This is a genomic window from Kitasatospora sp. NBC_00458 (assembly GCF_036013975.1).
Lineage (GTDB): Bacteria > Actinomycetota > Actinomycetes > Streptomycetales > Streptomycetaceae > Kitasatospora.
The window spans coordinates 5,764,595-5,784,292 of sequence record NZ_CP107904.1; the positions used below are offsets into that span (position 1 = coordinate 5,764,595).

Sequence of the window (19,698 nt, forward strand, 5' to 3'; positions counted from 1 at the left end):
CTCCTGCACCGGCGTCGGACCCGGACCCGGCTCCGGCGCCGGCGGTGGCCGGTCCGGTCGCGGGCCCGGCCTTCGGGGCGGCGGGTCCGGCGGCGGTCGCGCTGCGCCGGGTGGTGGTGCGCTTGCGCGGTGCCGCGGGTCGGCTCTCCCCGGCCCCGGGTTGTCGGGCCGGTTCGTCCGCTCGCTCCGTACGGATAGCCCCGACGCCCCGGGGGGCCGGCATCGGCGCGTCTGTCCGAATGTCAGAATCCATCCGTCCGGCGGATTCCGCGACCGCTGCGTCGAGGGTGTCGGCCACCGGTGTGGACTGGTCCCGCGTGTCGCCGTGCATGCCAAACTCCTGCCCGAGATCGGCGGCAGCTCCCGCGGGCCGGCGGGGCCAGGGGAGTACCGGGAGGACTGCTGGGTGGGGAGGACGTGCGACCGGAAGCCTGCCCGCGCCGCCGTACCCGGCAACCTGCCCAGCTCCCGCCGAGCCCGTGGCGGGGCGTCCGAGAGCCCGCGCGCGTCCCGGCGCACGCCTCTCGGGGCACACCCCTGGGTGACCCGACCCACCCGTGAACGAGCAGGCCGAGTCCGAGGACACGCATCGGTGCGCGGTGAGCGCCGAATGGACCAAGGAGGAAGCGGAACGGTCAACGCGGAAAGGATTCGGACGTGCTGCTTCTCGGGGGAGCGCCACCCGTCTCCGCACGCCCCGCAGCATCAGCGACCTCGGCTCATCGTCGCACCGGAGACGCGACTTTCGCAGCGGTATGACAGTAGTTTCGGACGTGATCAGGGTCGGAAGCGACGGCGGAAATGGACCTGTTCCACAGCGTTCACGTATTGGTGGCGCGGCACCCGGAAAAGTGCGCCTCGTGCGCCCCCCGTGCAGCCCAATGCGCCGAATGCGATCTCATCAATAGCCCGAACGGATGCCGAATAGCTCGACTGACGCACCATCATGTCACTCGCCACGGCTACGCTTCACGCCGTGAAGGCAATCCGCAGATTCACCGTCCGCACCGTCCTGCCCGAACAACTCCAGCCGTTGCACGAGCTGGCCCTCAACCTGCGCTGGTCCTGGCACCCCGAGACCAGGGACCTCTTCCGGTCCGTGGACCCGGAGGTCTGGGCCGCGACCGGCGAGGACCCGGTGCGGCTGCTCGGGGAGGTCCCGGCCGCCCGGCTCGCCGCGCTCGCCGCCGACCGGCGGTTCCTCCGCAGGCTCGGCGACCTCGCCGACGACCTGCGGGAGTACCTGGCCGGCCCGCGCTGGTATCAGTCGGCCGGGCAGGGGGCCGACGTCCCGCTGCCCGCCGCCGTCGCCTACTTCTCGCCCGAGTACGGGATCGCCGCCGCGCTGCCCCAGTACTCCGGCGGCCTCGGCATCCTCGCCGGCGACCACCTCAAGGCCGCCAGCGACCTCGGGGTCCCGATCATCGGCGTCGGGCTCTTCTACCGGCACGGCTACTTCCGCCAGTCCCTCGACCGGGACGGCTGGCAGCAGGAGCGCTACCCGCTGCTCGACCCGGACGAGCTCGCCGTCACCCTGCTCCGCGAGACCGACGGCACCCCCTGCCGGATCGACCTGGCGCTGCCCGGCGGCCGCACCCTCGCCGCGCACGTCTGGAAGGCCCAGGTCGGGCGCGTACCCCTGCTGCTGCTCGACTCCGACATCGAGGCCAACTCGCCCGCCGAGCGCGAGGTCACCGACCGCCTCTACGGCGGTGGCAGCGAGCACCGGCTCCTCCAGGAGATGCTGCTCGGCATCGGCGGCGTCCGGGCCGTCCGCGCCTACGCCCGGCTCACCGGCCACCCCGCGCCCGAGGTCTTCCACACCAACGAGGGCCACGCCGGCTTCCTCGGCGTCGAGCGGATCCGCGAACTCGTCGCCGACACCGGGCTCGACTTCGCGGCCGCCCTGGAGTCGGTCCGGGCCGGCACCCTCTTCACCACCCACACGCCCGTCCCGGCCGGCATCGACCGCTTCGACCGCGAGCTGGTCGCCCGGCACTTCGGCGGCGAGACCGCGCTGCCCGGCGTCCCGGTCGAGCAGGTCCTCGCGCTCGGCGCCGAGACCTGGCGCGGCGGCGACCCGAAGCTGTTCAACATGGCCGCCATGGGCCTGCGGCTCGCCCAGCGCGCCAACGGCGTCTCCACCCTGCACGGCGAGGTCAGCCGGTCGATGTTCAGCGGCCTCTGGCCCGGCTTCGACACCGCCGACGTCCCGATCACCTCCGTCACCAACGGCGTCCACGCCGCGACCTGGATCGACCCGGCGGTGGTCCGGCTCGGCGCCGCCGAGATCGGCGCCGACCGCGCCGAGGCCGCCATGACCACCGGCGACACCCAGCGCTGGACCGGTCTGGAGCGGATCGGCAACACCGAGATCTGGGAGCTGCGCCGCACCCTGCGCGCCCAGCTGGTCGACGAGGCCCGGCGCCGGCTGCGCGCCTCCTGGCGCCAGCGCGGCGCCGGCGAGGCGGAACTCGGCTGGGTCGCGTCGGTGCTCGACCCGGACGTCCTCACCATCGGCTTCGCCCGCCGGGTGCCCTCCTACAAGCGGCTCACCCTGATGCTCCGCGACCCGGAGCGGCTGCGCGCCCTGCTGCTGCACCCGACCCGGCCGGTCCAGATCGTGGTCGCCGGCAAGGCCCACCCGGCCGACGACGGGGGCAAGCGGCTGATCCAGCAGATGGTGGCCTTCGCCGACGACCCGGCCGTCCGGCACCGGATCGTCTTCCTGCCCGACTACGACATGGCGATGGCCCAGCACCTCTACCCGGGCTGCGACGTCTGGCTGAACAACCCGCTCCGCCCGCTGGAGGCCTGCGGCACGTCCGGGATGAAGGCCGCGCTCAACGGCTGCCTCAACCTGTCCGTGCTGGACGGCTGGTGGGACGAGTGGTTCGACGGCCAGAACGGCTGGGCGATCCCGACCGCCGACACCGGCGACGGGGTGCTCGACCCGGAGAGCCGGGAGGCCGAGCGGCGCGACGACATCGAGGCCGCCGCGCTGTACGACCTGATCGAGGACCAGGTGGCCGCCCGCTTCTACGACCGGGGCGGTGACGGCCTGCCGCACCGGTGGATCGCGATGGTCCGCCACACCCTGGTCACCCTGGGCCCCAAGGTGCTGGCGGGGCGGATGGTCCGTGAGTACGTGGAGCGGCTCTACGCGCCCGCGGCGGTGGCCCAGCGGGAGCTGGCGGCGGCCGAGCCGACCGGGTCCGCGGGCGTGGCGGCGGGCGCGGCGGCGGAGGCCGTCCCGTACGCCGGGGCGCGCGAACTGGCCGCCTGGAAGGCCAGGGTCCGGGAGGGCTGGCCGGCCGTCCGGGTGGAGCACGTCGAGGCGGACTGCCCGGACGAGGCGCAGGAGCTGGGGAGTTCGCTGGCGCTGCGGGTGCAGGTCGCACTCGGTCCGCTGGAGCCCGGCGACGTCGAGGTGCAGGCCGTCTCCGGCCGGGTCGACGAGTCGGACCGGATCTCGGACGGCTGCCTGCTCGCCCTCAAGCCGGTCGGCGGTCCGGACCTCGACGGGCGGACCAGGTACGAGGGCTCCCTGGAGCTCTGCCGCACCGGCCCGTTCGGGTACACCGTCCGGGTGCTGCCGGCCCACCCGAGGCTGGCCTCGCCGGCCGAGCTGGGCCTGGTGGCGCTGCCTCCGGAGGCCGCCGGGATGGACGCCGGGCTGCTGCGCTGAGTCCGCGGGCGGGTTCGGGGCGGGCGGGGTGGGGGCCGGTGGTCCGGCTTCCCTCCGCCCTGCCCGCCCCGCCCTGCCCGCCCTGCCCGCCCGTGTACGGGCGCCCGGCCCGTGCCGGTCGTTCGTGCCGTTCGTTCGTGCCGTCGTCGCCGCGGCTCCCCGTCTCTCCGCCCCGCCTCCCCCGCTCTGTCGCCCGCGGGGGAGGCGGGGCGGGGTGTTGTGTGACGCGCCCGGCTCGTGCTGCCGCCCGGTTCGTGCGGCGTTCGGCGGGTGCGGCGTACCCGCGCGTTGCGTTCGGTGGGTGGTGGGTGGTGGGTGGTGGGTGGCGGGTGGTGCGGGAGGTCAGCAGACCGCTGCGACCAGGGCGTCACTGACGGAGCGCCACGCCAGCCCGGCCTCGCTGAAGCCCGCCTCGACCAGCCGGGCGGTGTGCCAGCCGGCCGGGTGGGACTCGCCGTCGGCGTGCGATCCGTACATGGCGTTCCGGGCGGCGACCTGCTCGGCGAGCAGCGGGTCGGCCGCGGCGGCGATCCACCAGCCCTCCCAGTCGAGGACGCCCTCGGCCGTCTCGCGCTCCTGGTGCCGCCTCCGGAAGGCCCGGTCGGCCGCACTGAGCAGCGGGATCGACTCCTCGGGGGTGTGGTCGGCGTTGAGGAAGACCCCGCCGGGCCGGATCAGTCCGGCCAGGTCGCCGTAGAGCCGGACCAGGTCGGCGGTGGGCAGCCAGTGCAGGGCGGTGGCGGTCACCACCGCGTCGAACGGGCCGGGCGGCAGGGCCCCGGCCCACTCCGGGTCCTTGAGGTCGGCGGTCACCAGGGTGAACCGCTCGTCCTCGCCGAGGACGCCGCGGGCGATCGTCATCAGCGCGGGGTCCTGGTCGACGCCGACGCTGACGGCGCCGGGCAGCCGGGCGAGCAGTCGCTCGGTGATGCTGCCCGTCCCGCAGGCGAGGTCGAGGACGCGCGGCGCGGGGCCGGTCACCGCCTCGACGACGTCGAGCATCACCCGGAACCGCTCCTCACGGTCGGGCAGGTACCACTCCTGCTGACGGTCCCAGCTGCGCTGCCACTGCTCCCAGTGGTGTCGGTCGACCATGGTCGCTCCCTCGGTCCTGGACTGGCTCGGTAAGGCCTGGAAATGACTGTAGACCCTTTCGGTAATGGATGAAAGGGCCTGCTGTCTATTACGAATCGCCCGGGTAGGCCGGCCGGTGAGGCCCGGTACGAGCAGGCCGGATCGGTGCACCGGTGCATCGGTGCATCGGAGTGAGGCCACCACGTGGTGGGTCCTGACCGCCGCCGGACCCACCACGGCCTCCGGCGGAGTCGTCGGGCGCGGAGCCGGCGGGTCGGCGGGGCGTCCGGCGGATGCCGGGCCGACCGCCTCTTCCGGTGCGCGGGTCCGCGCACCGGAAGAGGGTCAGACCAGGCTGTCCCGCCAGGCCTGGTGGAGCTCGGCGAAGCGGCCGGCGCCGTCGATCAGCTCGTGCGGCGTGCCGTCCTCGACGATCCGGCCCTGGTCCATCACCAGGACCCGGTCGGCGATCTCCACGGTGGAGAGCCGGTGGGCGATGATCACGGCCGTCCGTCCGGCCAGCACGGTGCGCATCGCGCGCTGCACCGCCTGCTCGCCGGGCACGTCCAGCGAACTGGTCGCCTCGTCCAGGATCAGCACCGCCGGGTCGGCGAGCAGGGCGCGGGCGAAGGCCACCAGCTGGCGCTGGCCGGCCGAGATCCGCCCGCCGCGCTTGCGCACGTCGGTGTCGTAGCCCTCCGGCAGCTCGGCGATGAACGCGTGCGCGCCGATCGCCCGGGCCGCCTCCTCGACCTCCTCCCGGGTGGCGCCGGGTCGGCCGATCGCGATGTTCTCGGCGACGGTGCCGGAGAAGAGGAACGACTCCTGCGTCACCATCACCACCCCGCGCCGCAGCTCGGGACCGGTCAGGTCGCGCAGGTCCACCCCGTCCAGGGTGATCCGGCCCTCGGTCGGGTCGTAGAACCGCGCGAGCAGCTTGGCCACCGTCGACTTGCCGGCCCCGGTCGCGCCGACCACGGCGACGGTCTGCCCGGCGGGCAGCACCAGGTCGAAGGGCGGCAGCACCTCCTTGCCGGTGCGGTACGCGAACCGGGTCTTCGCGAAGTGCACCTCGCGGCCCTTGGCGGTCGTCGCGGGCAGCTCCTTCGGCTCGGCCGGTTCGGCGACGGTCGGCTCGTGGGCGAGCAGTCCGGCGATCTTCTCCAGCGCGGCGGCGGCCGACTGGTAGCTGTTGAGGAACATCGCCAGCTGGTCGATCGGGTCGTAGAGCCGGCGCAGGTAGATCACGAACGCGGTGAGCACGCCCAGCGCCATGCTGTCGTCGGTGACCAGGTAGGCGCCGAGCAGCACCACACCGGCGGTCCAGACGTTGGCGGTGCCGCGGGACAGGCCCACGTACCGGGCGATCTCCAGCAGGCCGTCCGCGGTGGCGGCCGCCGACTGCCGGTTCACCACGCCGAAGGCGGCGTCGTTGGCCCACTCGCGGCGGAACGCCTTGACCGGGCGGATCCCGTTCATGGTCTCGGTGAAGCGGACGATCAACGAGGCCGCCGAGGTGCGCGAGCGGCGGTACACCCGGCGCGAACGGCGCCGGAACGACCGGGCGATCAGCCAGAGCGGCAGGAACGAGGCCAGCGAGACCAGGCCGAGCCGCCAGTCCAGCACCAGCAGGATGACCGAGATCGAGCAGACCGAGAGGAAGACGGTCAGCAGCTCCTGGAGGCCCTCGGAGAGCAGTTCGCGCAGCGCGTCCACGTCGCTGGTGGCGCGGGAGATGATCCGGCCCGAGGTGTAGCGCTCGTGGAAGTCGAGGCTGAGCCGCTGGGCGTGCCGGAAGATCCGGCCGCGCAGCTCCAGCAGGATGTCCTGGTTGACCCGGGCGCTGATCTTGATGAACGACCACTGGAGCACGGTGCCCAGCAGCGCACAGCCGAGGTACGCGGTGATCACCGCGATCAGCGGACCGGAGTCGTTGTCGCGCAGCGCGGGGATGCCGCGGTCCATCGCGAACGCGACCAGCAGCGGCCCCGCCTGGAGCGCGGCCTGCTGGAGCAGGATCACCGCCATCGCGATGACGATCCGGACCCGGTGCGGGCCGAGCAGCGAGCGCAGCAGCGCCCGGGGGGCGCCGGGCGGGACGGGGATGTCCTCCTCGTCGGCGGGCGGGGCGGGCAGTTCCTCCTCGGCCGGGTCGCCGGTGGCGGTGGCGGTGCCGGAGTCGGCGGTGGTCGCGGTCGCGGTCGCGGTCTTGGTGGCCGTGGCGGGGGCCTTGGCGTTCGGGTCTGCGGCGTTCGGGTCTGCGGCATTCGGCTCGGCGGGTTCCGCGCCGGACGGTCCGCTGCCGCCCGCCTTCCGGCCGGCGGGTTCGACGGTGGTGGTCATCGGGCGGTGCTCCCCTCGGGGACGAGGGCGGCCTCGCCCGACATCAGTTCGCGGTAGCGCGCGGAGCGGTGGAGCAGCTCCTGGTGGGTGCCGACCGCTTCGATCCGGCCGTCGGCGAGCACCGCGACCCGGTCGGCGAGCATGACGGTGCTCGGCCGGTGGGCGACCACCAGGGCCGTGGTGGAGCCGAGGACCTGGCGCAGGGCACGCTCGACCAGCGCCTCGGTGTGCACGTCCAGCGCGGAGAGCGGGTCGTCGAGGACGAGGAAGGCCGGATCCCCGACCACCGCGCGGGCCAGGGCGAGCCGCTGGCGCTGGCCGCCGGACAGGCTCAGGCCCTGCTCGCCGACCTCGGTGCCGACGCCCTCCGGCAGCTTCTCGACGAAGCCGGCCTGGGCGGTGGCGAGCGCGGTGTGCAGCCGGTCGTCCCCGGCGCCGGGGGCGCCCATCAGCACGTTCTCCCGCACGGTGGCGGAGAACAGGGTGGGCTCCTCGAAGGCCACCGCGACCAGCTCGCGCAGCCTGGTCCGGTCCAGTTCGCGGATGTCCCGGCCGTCCAGGGTGATGGTGCCGCCGGTGGCGTCGTACAGGCGGGGGAGCAGGGCGGTGAGCGTGGTCTTGCCGCTGCCGGTGGCGCCGACCAGGGCCATCGTCTCGCCGCTGCGGATGTGCAGGTCGACGCCGCGGAGCAGGTCGGGGGTGTCGGCGGGGGCGTCGGGGTAGCGGAAGCGGACGCCGGTGAGCCGGATGCCGTCGGGCCCCGAGGCCTTGGCGAGGTCGGCCGTGGGGGTGGTCCTGGCGAGGTCGGCCGTGGTGGGGGCGGCTGCGGTGGCGGCCGGGGCGGCGTCGGCCTCGGGCTCGTCCAGGACCTCGAAGAAGCGGTCGGTGGCGGTGGCGGCCTCGTTGGCGTACGCGAGCAGCCAGCCCAGGGACTCGACCGGCCAGCGCAGCGCGAGCGCGGTGGAGAGGAACGCGACCAGGGTGCCGGCGCTCAGCTCGTCGTGGGCGACCAGGTAGGAGCCGGCCGCGAGCGCGCAGCCGAGGGCCAGCTCCGGCAGGCCGACGATGAGCGCCCAGAGGTTGGCGAGCAGCCCGGCCTTCTTCAGCTCGGTGCGGCGCAGGTCCCGGGAGTGCTCGCGGAATCGTTCCGCCATCGAGCGGTGGCGGCCGAAGGCCTTGAGGATGCGGATGCCGAGGACGGACTCCTCGACCACGGTCGCGAGGTCGCCGTTCTGGTCCTGGGCGAGGCGGGCGGCGCCGGAGTAGCCGGACTCGAAGCGCCGGGTGAGCAGGAACAGCGGCACCACGGGCACGAGCGCGATCAGGGCGAGCCGCCACTCCTGGGTGAACATCAGGGCGGTGCCGGCCAGGAAGGTCACCGTGTTGACGATCAGGAAGACCAGGGGGAAGGCCAGGAACAGCCGCATGGTGTACATGTCGGAGGTGGCCCGGGAGAGCAGCTGGCCGGAGCCCCAGCGGTCGTGGAAGGAGACCGGCAGCCGCTGGAGCTTGGCGAAGAGGTCACCGCGCATCGCCGTCTCCACCCCGGCCAGCGGTCGGGCCAGCACCACCCGGCGTGTGTAGAAGAGGGCGGCCTCGGTGAGGCCGAGCAGGAGCAGCAGGCCGACCAGCGGCCAGAGTCCGTCGAGGTCGTGCTCGGCGATCGGCCCGTCGACGATCCGGCCGAGCACGATCGGGACGAGCAGCACGCTGAGCGCGGCGAGCAGCGCCGCACTGATCGAGATGACCAGTCGGGTGCGGATCGGGCGGACGTAGGGCCACAGGCGCAGCAGTGAGCGCACCGTCGACCGGTGGGCGGGCGCGGAGTCGGGGGTCTGGTTCTCGGCCATCGCCGTGAGGGTAGGCCGAGCCGCCGTCATTTCTCATCCGGTTTTTCGGACCTGTCGTCGAATACCGGCCACGGCCCGGCCACGCCCCGGTGCCGGCGCGGCGCCGGGGCGGTGCCGCGTCGGGGCGGGGGCAGGGTGGGCGCGAGGTAGGCGCGAGGTGGGCGTGGGCCGGGTGCGGTGGGGGTTCCGGTTCGGCCGCGGGCACCCGGACGGGGCCGGTGGGTCGGTGGGCCGGCGGGCGGGTGGGCCACGCCGGGCGGCGTCCCGTGCCAGCCCCCCCGCGGCGGGTGATGGGCGTCAGGTGGCGGGCGTCACACGCCGTCGTGCGGTCCGGCCGTGCGGCGGCGGGCCCCGTCCGGTGTCCGAAGCAGCCGCAGCGAGCGCCCGCCGAGCACGACCACGTCCTGCGGGAGGTGGGTGCCGGTCGCGTCCACCGCCGTCTCCACCACCGTCTCGTACCGTGCGCCGGCCGCCGCCCAGGGTTCGCCGGGCAGGGTGAAGGCGACCGGTTCCGGGCCGGCGTTGAGCAGCAGCAGGAAGCTGTCGTCGTGCAGCGGGTGCCCGTACCGGTCCCGTTCGGACATGGCCGTGCCGGAGAGCAGCATGCCCAGCCCGGCGGTCGGCGCGAACCAGTCGGCCTCGGTCATCTCCTTGCCGAGCGGGGTGAACCAGGCCAGGTCCGGCTGGCCGCCGGGAGCCGGGGCGCGGCCGGAGAAGAACGCCCGCTGCCGCAGCACCGGGTGGGCCCGGCGGAGCCGGACGAGGCGCGCGGTGAACTCGTACAGCCCGCGCCAGGCCGGGTCGGCGATCAGCGACCAGTCGAGCCAGCTGACCTCGTTGTCCTGGCAGTAGGCGTTGTTGTTGCCGCCCTGGGTGCGGCCGAACTCGTCGCCGGCGGTGATCATCGGGACGCCGGCGGAGAGCAGCAGGGTGGCCGTCAGGTTGCGCAGCTGGCGCTGCCGCAGGGCGTTGACGACCGGGTCGGTCGTCTCGCCCTCGGCGCCGTGGTTCCAGGAACGGTTGTCGTCGGTGCCGTCCCGGTTGGCCTCGCCGTTGGCCTCGTTGTGCTTGCGGTCGTAGGAGACCAGGTCGCGCAGGGTGAAACCGTCGTGCGCCGTCACGTAGTTGACCGAGGCGTACGGCCGCCGCCCACCGCGCTGGTAGAGGTCCGAGGAGCCGGAGAGCCGGTAGCCGAGCTCCCGGACGTCCGGGCGGGCGCCGCGCCAGAAGTCCCGCACGGTGTCCCGGTAGCGGTCGTTCCACTCGGCCCAGAGCGGCGGGAAGCCGCCCACCTGGTAGCCGCCGGGGCCGACGTCCCACGGCTCGGCGATCAGCTTCACTCGGCTCAGGACGGGGTCCTGCGCGACGGCGGCGAGGAACGGGTGCTCCATGTCGACGGCGTCGCCGCCCCGCGCGAGCGCGGCGGCCAGGTCGAAGCGGAAGCCGTCCACGCCCATCTCGGTCACCCAGTACCGCAGCGAGTCGGTGATCAGGCGGATCACCTGGGGGCGGCGGGTGTCCAGGGTGTTGCCGCAGCCGGTGTAGTCGGCGTAGCCGCGCGGGCGGTTGGGCGGCAGGCGGTAGTAGCCGGCGTTGTCGATGCCGCGCAGCGAGAGCGAGGGGCCCAGCTCGGCGCCCTCGGCGGTGTGGTTGTAGACGACGTCGAGGATGACCTCGATCCCGGCCGCGTGGAGCGCGTGGACCATCCGCTTGAACTCGCCCACCTGGCCGCCGCGCGCGCCGGAGGCGGAGTAGCCGGCGTGCGGGGCGAAGTATCCGGCGGTGTTGTAACCCCAGTAGTTGACGAGCCCGCGCGCCTGGAGGTGGTCCTCGCTGACGTGCTGGTGGACCGGCAGCAGCTCCACCGCGGTGACGCCCAGGCCCGTGAGGTGGGCGATCGCGGCCGGGTGCGCCAGCCCGGCGTAGGTGCCGCGCAGTTCGGGCGGGATCCCGGGGTGGCGGAGGGTGAAGCCGCGCACGTGCACTTCGTAGAGGACGGTCTCGGCCCACGGGGTCTTCGGGCGGTGGTCGTCGTACCAGTCGTCGTCGTCCTGGACGACGACGGATCTGGGCACGAACCGGGCCGAGTCGCGGTTGTCCCGGACGGTGTCGGCGACGTCCGCCTCGGGCCAGTTGCGGACGGCGGCGCAGGCCGCGTCGTGGGAGGTGTAACAGCCGTCGACGGCCCGTGCGTACGGGTCGAGCAGCAGCTTGGCCGGATTCCAGCGGGCGCCGGTCCACGGGTCCCATCGGCCGTGGACGCGGAAGCCGTACCGGGTGCCGGGGAGCACGCCGGGGACGAAGCCGTGCCAGACCTGGAAGTCCTGCTCGGTGAGGCGGTGCCTGGTCTCCAGGCCGTCCTCGTCGAAGAGGCAGAGCTCGACGGCCTCGGCGCCGGCTGCCCAGAGGGCGAAGTTGGTGCCGTGGCGGCCGTCCGGCTCGGTGCGGAAGCGGGCGCCTAGCGGTTGCCAGCTGCCCGGCCACGGCGGTCCGTCGGCGTGTGCCGCACTGCGGGCGGTGTCGTGTGCCTCGTCCTGTGCCGAGCCCCGTGTCGTGCCGTGCGTGCGCACGACGGCTTCCAGCTCCTGCCCTGACGCCATGGCGGTGCCCTCCCTGGCCGGGGTGTCCCGTACCCCGTGAGGGGTCTCTTTCCCTGATCGCGCCGGGTGGATGCGGCTGAACGGTGTCTTACCGGCGGATGGCGGGCGTGCGCACAGAAAGTCGGCGGGGCCGACTTTCCACGCAGCAGCATCCGCCGGGCGGGGCTGGCCGGGGCGGGCCGGGGCGCACTCGGGGTGAATCTGTAGACCGGTCGACATATTCGATTGCGGGCGGCTCGTGCTGCCCACGTCGGCCTACCTCGCCCCAGTCGCCTCCTCCGCCCCGACCGACACGTTCCTGCGGGAGTGGGAGTGGGAGTGGGAGTGGGAGTGGGGGCGGCGGCGGGAGTGGGAGCGGGGGTGGGAGCGGGGGCGGCCGCGCACCGCGCACCGCGCACCGCGCGAAAAGTCGGCCGGTCCGACTTCTCGCGCACGGCGGAGCCCATCGGGGCTGGGTATGCAGCAGGAATATGCCGACCGGTCTACAGATTCCCCGCGTGGCAGGCGCGCCTGGTCCGGCCTGGTGTGGGAAGCCCCGGCTCGCCTCAAGCCCGGCGCGGCGTGACGGCGGGCCGCTGGTCGTGTGCGGAGCAGGAAGTCGGCGGGTCCGACTTCTCGCGCGGCGCGGATTCGCAGTTCGCGTCAGCCGAACGCGTGAAGGGGCGGCTCAGAATATGTCGACCGGTCTACATAGGACTGCTGCCCGTCCGGGGCTTTCTCGGGTTTCGGGTGGGGAAGTGGGGCGTCGGCGGCATTGGCGGCATTGGCGGCGCCGGCTCTCCGTGTGGTGGGAGTCGCTAGGGAAGTCGGCCGGTCCGACTTCTCGCGCGGCGGCCTGTGGGGGCGGCCGGGCAGGGTGCGTGAGGCCAAATATGTCGACCGGTCTACAGATTCATGATGGGAGTGGCGGCGGGGCGCAGGCGGGCCGGCCGGTGGCGCACCGCGCGAAAAGTCGGCGGGTCCGACTTCCTGCGCGGTGATGGTTCGCGGTTCGTGTCGGCCGGGTGGGGGAGCTTGCGGAATATGTCGACCGGTCTACATATCCGCGCCGTGCGGTCGTGCCCGCTCCTCGGTCTCGGCCACCGGGGTGGGATTTTCCGGCGTGTCCGCGTGTCCTGCCGGGATTGCCCTCGTTGTGCGGGGTATCGGACGGAAACGGCGGGAGGCCCCGGTATGCGGCCCCGAGGACTGATGTGGGCGCGGCGGGTGGCGGCGCTGGGGTGCTGTCTGGCGGTGCTGGCCGGTTGCTCGGGAGGTGGCGGCTCACCGAGGACCCCGAGCGACGACGCGGCCCCGCCGGGCGCCGGGAGCCCCCCGCCCGCCTCCCGGGCGGCGATCACCGCCCTGCCCGCCGACAACGCCCAGAACGTCCCGCCCGACGGCCCCGTCCGGGTGACCGTCGCCCAGGGCCGGCTGGTCTCCGTCCGGCTGGCCGACACGCAGGGGAACGAGGTGGCCGGGACGGTCTCCGGGGACGGCACGAGCTGGACGCCGGCCGGCCCGTTGCCGCTGGGCACGGCCTTCACCCTGGATGCGGTGGCCGAGGACGACCAGGGCCAGAAGGCGGCCCAGCACACCGACTTCTCGACGATGGCCCGCGCGCACACCTTCGTGGCCTTCTTCACCCCCGAGGACGGTTCCACGGTCGGTGTCGGCATGCCGGTGTCGTTGCGGTTCAGCCGGCCGATCACCGACCGGGCGGCGGTGGAGCGGGCGGTGTCGGTGACCGCGGACCCGCCCGTGGAGGTGGCCGCGCACTGGTTCGGCGGCCAGCGCCTGGACTTCCGCCCCAAGGCGTACTGGGCGGCCGGCACCAGGGTCTCGGTGGCCCTGCGGCTGAAGGACGTGCAGGGCGCGCCGGGCGAGTTCGGCACCCAGGTGAAGGACGTCCGGTTCACGATCGGCCGGGCCCAGGTCTCCACGGTGGACCTGGACGCCCACACCCTCACGGTCCGGGCCGGCCAGGGCGGCCGGGTGGTGCGCGCGCTCAAGGTGTCCGGCGGGGACGCCAAGCACACGACCTACCGGGGCGTGCTGGTGGTGTCGGAGAAGTACCGGGTGACGCGGATGAACTCGCAGACGGTCGGGATGGGCGACGAGTACGACATCAAGGACGTGCCGCACGCGATGCGGCTGACCAATTCCGGCACGTTCGTCCACGGCAACTACTGGGCGAACCCGGCGGTGTTCGGGACGGCGAACACCAGCCACGGCTGCATCGGTCTGGCGGACGTGAAGGGAGGGGCCAGCAAGGAGAGTCCGGCGGGATGGCTGTTCGAGCACACCATCCCCGGGGACGTCATGGAGGTGAAGGCCTCGGCGGGGGACGTGGTTCCGCCGAACAACGGTCTGAACGGCTGGAACCTGCCGTGGGCGCAGTGGGTGGCGGGGAGCGCCCTCCAGTCGTCCGCGAGCCCGTCCGCGAGCCCGTCCGGTGCCCCGCCCGCCCCACAGACCCCGGCCGCCCCGGCCGCCCAGGGCACCTCGCCCGCCGGGCCGCCCCCCGCCCCCGCGGCGAGCCCGTTCGCCTCCCCGGTGGCGGGTCGACCCGCGAGCCCGTCGGCCGGCCGGTCCGCGGGCGCCACCGCGAGCACTCCCTCGAACACTCCCCCGAGCGCCACAGCGGGCGCTCCCACGGGTGCCACCGCAGGCACCGCGGCCGCCCCGGCCGGGGCGGCCCCGCCCGGGAGTGGGGCCGTGACCTCCTAGATCACCGAGTCGTGAAGGTCCCGCACGGATGATCTTCACCCGTATTCACTGGGATCCTCCCCAAGATTCACTCATTCGGCCCAGCTATCCTGGCTTGCCGCGCCGAAGCCCGGTGCGGAAGATCGCCGGTCCGGTGCAACCCACCTGGGCGGTAGCGCGTCCATCAGGGTGGACACCGGGAGGGGAGAGACCGTGAAGCCGGTTAGGGCGGCCGACGCCGCGATACGCACCACCACCACGAACCGTCGCCTGCGTCAGAGTGCGGTTGCACTGGCGATGGGCGGGGTGCTGCTGCTCACTGCGGCCTGCAACGACGACAAGGGCGGCGAGACCAAGGCCGGCGGCGACGCCGCCGCGACCGCGGGCGCGAGCGGCACGGGCGGAGCGGGTGACGGGGGGACGCCGGCACCCGCCCAGAGTTCGACGCCGCCCAAGACCTCGGCTGCGGTGCTGACCGTCGAGCCCAAGGACGGTGCCCAGGACGTCGCGCCGACCAACGCGCTCCAGGTGTCGGTGGCCAACGGCAAGCTCACCACGGTCGAGGTGACCGACAAGGAGGGCAAGCCGGTCACGGGGGCCATCACCCCGGACGGCCTCGGCTGGAAGCCGAGCGCCGCGCTGGCCGTCGGCATGGCGTACAAGGTGAACGCGCAGGCCGCGGACGCCGAGGGCCTGGTGGCGGCGTCGACGACCTCGTTCACCACGCTGACGCCGGACAAGAAGGTTTCCACCAACGACAACATCGCCGACAACGCCACCTACGGCGTCGGCATGATCGTCTCGGTGGTCTTCAACAAGGACATCAAGAACAAGGCCGAGGTCCTCAAGGGCATCTCCTTCGAGACCAACAACGGCACCGAGGTGAAGGGCCACTGGTTCGGCAGCCGCCGGCTGGACTTCCGCCCGGAGAAGTACTGGACGCCGGGCACCAAGGTGACCATCAAGTACCGGCTGAAGAACGTCGAGGTGGCCCCGGGCATCTACGGCGACGTGGAGAAGGACGAGCCGTTCGTCATCGGCCGCTCGCAGGTCTCCGTCGCGGACTCGGCCTCGCACCAGATGACGGTGACCCGGGACGGCGTGAGCCACACCGTGCCGGTGACCCTCGGGGACGAGAAGAACCCGTCCTGGAACGGCACCATGGTGATCTCCAGCAAGGAGAAGGTCACCCGGATGAACTCGCAGACCGTGAACCTCGGCGAGGAGTACGACATCCCGGACGTGCCGCACGCGATGCGGCTGACCACCTCCGGCACCTTCGTGCACGGCAACTACTGGGCCAACCCCTTCGGGAAGTCCAACGCCAGCCACGGCTGCATCTCGATGCAGGACGAGAAGGGCGGCAGCGACACCTCGGTGGCGGGCAAGTTCTTCAACGACTCGATCATCGGCGACGTGGTCACCGTGAAGAACTCGAAGGAGAAGACCGTCGCGCCCGACAACGGGCTGAGCGGCTGGAACATCCTCTGGCCCAACTGGTAGTCCCTACCCGCTGGTAGACCCGGTCAGTCCCGGTTCGCGAGCGCCCGGCCCGATCCTCACTCGTTGGGGTCGGGCCGGTCCCGTTTCCCGGGCCGATCGCCCCCCGAACGGCGCAACCTTTCCGGAGGCTGCCGCGTGTATCTGTCGGGTCTCCCGACACCCCGGCACCAGGGCGGGGACGAGCGCGGGACCGAGAAGGGGGGTCGACGGTGAAGTCGATACGCAGGATGGTGGCCGCCGGTCTGGTCGGTGGTGCGCTGGTGCTGACCAGCGCCTGTGGCGGGAGTGGCGGGAACGGGAGCGCGGCCAAGGCCGAGCTGGGCGCCGGCGGGGCCGCGGGGGCCTCGCCGTCGGCCGCTCCGGCCAGCTCGGCAGGAACCGCGGCAGGAGCCGCGGCGGGGGAGGGCGCCGGGGCCGGGGCGCCGTCGGCGGCCGCGCCGAAGGTCTCGCAGGCGGTGGTGGACATCCAGCCGAAGAGCGGTTCGGTGGACGTCGCCCCCGACGGCACGCTCAAGGTCGCGGTGGCCGGGGGGAAGCTCACCACCGTGAAGGTGAGCGACAAGACGGGCAAGGAGGTGGCCGGTGCCATCGCCGCCGACGGGTCGAACTGGGTCCCGTCCGGCCCGCTGGCGGTCGGCACCGCCTACCAGGTGAGCGCGTTGGCGACGGACGCCGGCGGCGTGGTCGCGGCGGCGGACAGCAGCTTCACCACGCTGACGCCGGAGCGCGAGGCGAAGGCCGCCGACAACGTCGAGGACAACGCCGCCTACGGGGTCGGCATGATCGTCTCGGTGACCTTCGACAAGGACGTGAAGAACAAGGAGGCGGTCGCGAAGGGCATCTCCTTCAAGACCGACAACGGGACCGTGGTGAAGGGTCACTGGTTCGGCAACCGTCGGCTGGACTTCCGTCCGGAGAAGTACTGGACGCCCGGTACCAACGTCACCGTCCAGTACCGGCTGAAGAACGTGGAGATCGCTCCGGGCGTCTACGGCGGTGTCGAGCGGGACGAGCCCTTCACTATCGGGCGATCCCAGATCTCGACGGTTGACGCCAAGGCGCATGAGATGACCGTCGTACGGGATGGTCAGAGCTCGGTCATCGACATCACCTCCGGCTCGCCCGAGCACCCGACCTGGAACGGCACCATGGTCGTCATGTCCAAGGAGGGCGTGGTGCGGATGCAGTCCAGCAGCATGCCCGGGATGACCGGCGACCCCTACGACCTCCAGGTTCCGCACTCCATGCGGCTCACCGACTCCGGCACGTACGTGCACGGGAACTACTGGAGCAACGCCTTCGGGGCGGACAACGTCAGCCACGGCTGCGTGGGTCTGAAGGACGTCAAGGGCGGCGGCGCGGGCACCTCGGCGGGCACGTTCTACGACGGCTCGCTGATCGGGGACGTCGTGTCGGTGAAGAATTCCTCGCGCGGCCAGGTCGCCCCGGACAACGGGCTCAGCGGCTGGAACCTGGACTGGAGTGCCTGGTAGGAGGCGGTGCGCGGCAACCCGGGCTTGACGGTTCGCAGACCCGGGTTGCTCGCGGCATATGCCGAGCGAGTAGTGATCGTTTGCTCATTGTCCGTACGCGGCCGCTTGCGTTCCGCAATGATGGACCGCATGGCGGGTTGGGGCGAAACAGATCAGTCATCACTTCTCGCGTCCAGCTTGGTTGCTGACGCGTCGTGGGCGTGCTTCCAGGACGCGCTGGCGGCCCTGGAGCGGCTCAGCTCGGAGGAGCTGGAGCGGATGTACGTCGGCAGGTTGTGCGACCAGTCGGCGTCCGGCGAGGTGCGGTTGCCTTCCCGGCCGGAGTCGGGCCCGGTGGCGCGCCGGCTGGTGCTCTCGGTCCTGGAGACCTGGGACCTGCACCAGCAGCTGGAGGTCGGAGAGTTACTGACCAGCGAGCTGGTGGCCAACGCGGTGCGGCATGCCGCCGGGCGGACCATCGGACTTCAGGTGTCACGGAAGCCCGGCTGGCTGCGGGTCGAGGTGCGGGACTCCTCACGGGCGCTGCCGTGCATGATCCTGGCCGAGCCGCTGCCGATCAACGAGCGCGGGCGCGGGCTGAGGGTGGTCGACGACCTGGCGGACCGCTGGGGCGCCGACCTGCTGCCGCGTGGCAAGGGCGTGTGGTTCGAGCTGAAGGTGCGCGACCGGCACTGACCCGGGCGCTCGCGCGCGGGAGTGTGTCGTCGCCGGAGGCCGCCGGGCCCGGGGAGCACCCGCGGCCCGGGCCCCGGACGGCGCACGCGCGGACGGTGCACGCGTGTACGGGTGCGCGGGCCGCGGGTGCAGGGGCGTACGGGTCCGGAAAACACGCAGGGCCCCCGACTTCACCATGGTCCGGTGGATGGGGGCCCCTGCAGGTCATCGCGCCGGCCAAGGGGGTGCGTGCCGCACGATGGGCGACGGCCGTGCCAGGTCGGGCCAGCCGTAGTCTCCGTGTGCCCACGGCGATTCGTTCTCGCCCGCCGTCGGACACTTCGACTATCGCACGAATCTCAGCATGTGGGCAAACCGGATGGCTTCGATTGCAAGGTTTGTAACTTAGTTCACCTTGGGAATTTGCATAGGTTCACGCTGTCGCCTGAGATTATTCATGATCGGCATTATTCGCCGCTTGTCTGCGCCGTGTGCGAGCTGTGTCCGGCATGTGCGGACGGCCACGGGCTGCGCACCGAGAGCAGCGGGACGTCGAGGCCCAGTTTGGCGGCCGTGCTGTGCACCGACTCCCGCAGGTACGGGTAGAGCACCGTCACGCCGACCTGGTCGACGAACCACTGCTGCTCCTCGGGCCCCAGCTCGAACGGGTCGCCCAGCGAGAACGCCGCCACGGCGTCGACGACGAAGTCCGCCTGGGCGGCGGCCAGCTCCAGCCGGCAGCGCACCTCCAGGGCCGCACCGTCGTCGCCCTGCCGGAGCCAGACCGACAGCGCGGTGCGCAGCTCGTCCTCCGGGCGGGGCTCCGGCCGGTCGAACAGCCGGCGCCCGCCGACCTCCAGGAACACGACGTCGTCCAGCTGGGCGGCCTCGGCGAGCTCCTGGAAGCTCCCGAACCGCCGCACCGGGCGGCGGGTGGCGGGTGACGCCATCAGACGGTCACCGACCGGGCGTCGCCGTCCGTCCAGACCGTCGTGCGGGGCCGCTGCGCGCGCTCGCGGGCCGTCACCCGGACCTGCACCTGGAGGGCGACGGGCGCCGGGGTCCAGACCGGGGTCAGTTCGGCGGCGGTGTGGTCGACCAGGGTGTGCAGCCGTGCGCCGACCGCCCGCGCGTAGCGCTGGAGCGTCGAGTAGCGGGCGTCGCCGCCGACGCGCTCGAACTCGGAGACGGTCGACTGCGAGGTGCCCATCAGTTCGGCCACCTCGCGCTGGGTGAGCCCGCACTTCCGCCGGGCCACCACCAGGGTCTCGACGAGTTCCGCGTAGGCCTTCGCGTCGTCGAGTGCCGCCGCGGTGCGGGGGTCGTCGAGATCGATGCCGAGAAGATCGTGCAGTGCGGACGCCATGGTCTCCTCCCCTCCGAGTCTTCTCACAGTATCGCCCAAAGCCGATACCGAGAACCGGGAACTCAGCCGTCCGGTGTTCTGTTCCGCCACTCCCTGAGCCGCTTAGAGGCGGCGCCGAGCTCGTTCGACGGGGTCTTCTGGGACTTCTTCTGGAAGAACGAGAGGGCGAGCAGGACCAGTCCGCCCGCCTGCTCCGCGTAGAGCAGGCGGAAGGTGCGGTGGTCGCCGGTGAGCCGGACCTCCAGGATGCCGCTGCCCAGGTCCTTGACGTCGCCGGGGAGGGTCTGGCGGTCCTTGACGCGGTTCATCAGGACGAACAGCTTGGCCCGTTCGTGCGGGGCGAGATCGGCCTTCTGCAGTTCCTTCTGCACGGGCGCGGACCCGTCCGCGCCCTGGTAGAGCGACCACTCCCGCTGCCCCGGCACCGCCCCACCCCCTC

12 protein-coding genes are annotated in these 19,698 nt (G+C 72.8%); 5 read left to right on the forward strand and 7 right to left on the reverse strand.

Features of this window, described 5'->3' with window-relative positions; translation table 11 throughout:
* Positions 1-976 precede the first annotated feature (976 nt).
* Positions 977-3,688, forward strand: a complete 2,712-nt coding sequence (gene glgP / locus OG550_RS24065; RefSeq protein WP_327680811.1) for an alpha-glucan family phosphorylase — start codon at positions 977-979, stop codon at positions 3,686-3,688.
* A gap of 342 nt (positions 3,689-4,030) precedes the next feature.
* Here glgP and OG550_RS24070 read toward each other — a convergent pair whose 3' ends face one another.
* The 4 genes from OG550_RS24070 to glgX form a co-directional block, all read right to left on the reverse strand.
* Positions 4,031-4,783 (reverse strand): class I SAM-dependent methyltransferase, encoded by a 753-nt coding sequence (locus tag OG550_RS24070; protein WP_327680813.1) that lies wholly within the window; start codon positions 4,781-4,783, stop codon positions 4,031-4,033.
* A gap of 324 nt (positions 4,784-5,107) precedes the next feature.
* Positions 5,108-7,105, reverse strand: a complete 1,998-nt coding sequence (locus tag OG550_RS24075; RefSeq protein ID WP_327680815.1) for an ABC transporter ATP-binding protein — start codon at positions 7,103-7,105, stop codon at positions 5,108-5,110.
* Positions 7,102-8,955, reverse strand: a complete 1,854-nt coding sequence (locus tag OG550_RS24080) for an ABC transporter ATP-binding protein (protein WP_327680817.1) — start codon at positions 8,953-8,955, stop codon at positions 7,102-7,104. Before OG550_RS24080 ends, OG550_RS24075 begins: the two co-directional genes overlap by 4 nt.
* A gap of 311 nt (positions 8,956-9,266) precedes the next feature.
* Entirely contained in the window at positions 9,267-11,555 is a 2,289-nt protein-coding gene (gene glgX, locus OG550_RS24085; protein ID WP_327680819.1) for a glycogen debranching protein GlgX, read from the reverse strand.
* Between the two features lie 1,173 nt (positions 11,556-12,728).
* Here glgX and OG550_RS24090 point away from each other — a divergent pair.
* The 4 genes from OG550_RS24090 to OG550_RS24105 all read left to right on the forward strand — a co-directional run bounded on the left by OG550_RS24090 (position 12,729) and on the right by OG550_RS24105 (position 17,914).
* Positions 12,729-14,264 (forward strand): L,D-transpeptidase, encoded by a 1,536-nt coding sequence (locus tag OG550_RS24090; RefSeq protein ID WP_327680821.1) that lies wholly within the window; start codon positions 12,729-12,731, stop codon positions 14,262-14,264.
* A 192-nt stretch (positions 14,265-14,456) separates the two neighbouring features.
* Entirely contained in the window at positions 14,457-15,746 is a 1,290-nt protein-coding gene (locus OG550_RS24095; RefSeq protein WP_327680823.1) for a L,D-transpeptidase, read from the forward strand.
* Between the two features lie 209 nt (positions 15,747-15,955).
* Complete coding sequence (locus tag OG550_RS24100) at positions 15,956-17,239, forward strand: L,D-transpeptidase (RefSeq protein WP_327680825.1); 1,284 nt, start codon at positions 15,956-15,958, stop codon at positions 17,237-17,239.
* A 177-nt stretch (positions 17,240-17,416) separates the two neighbouring features.
* The gene (locus OG550_RS24105) at positions 17,417-17,914 is read left to right on the forward strand and encodes an ATP-binding protein (RefSeq protein WP_327680827.1); all 498 of its coding nucleotides are present in this window, start codon (positions 17,417-17,419) and stop codon (positions 17,912-17,914) included.
* Between the two features lie 446 nt (positions 17,915-18,360).
* On the opposite strand, the gene OG550_RS24110 is transcribed toward OG550_RS24105, so the two are convergent.
* The 3 genes from OG550_RS24110 to OG550_RS24120 form a co-directional block, all read right to left on the reverse strand.
* On the reverse strand, positions 18,361-18,843 hold the full coding sequence (locus OG550_RS24110) for a hypothetical protein (RefSeq protein WP_327680828.1): 483 nt from the start codon (positions 18,841-18,843) through the stop codon (positions 18,361-18,363).
* On the reverse strand, positions 18,843-19,259 hold the full coding sequence (locus OG550_RS24115) for a helix-turn-helix domain-containing protein (RefSeq protein WP_327680830.1): 417 nt from the start codon (positions 19,257-19,259) through the stop codon (positions 18,843-18,845). Before OG550_RS24115 ends, OG550_RS24110 begins: the two co-directional genes overlap by 1 nt.
* A 62-nt stretch (positions 19,260-19,321) precedes the next feature.
* The gene (locus OG550_RS24120) at positions 19,322-19,684 is read right to left on the reverse strand and encodes a type II toxin-antitoxin system RelE/ParE family toxin (protein WP_327680831.1); all 363 of its coding nucleotides are present in this window, start codon (positions 19,682-19,684) and stop codon (positions 19,322-19,324) included.
* Between the last annotated feature and the right edge of the window lie 14 nt (positions 19,685-19,698).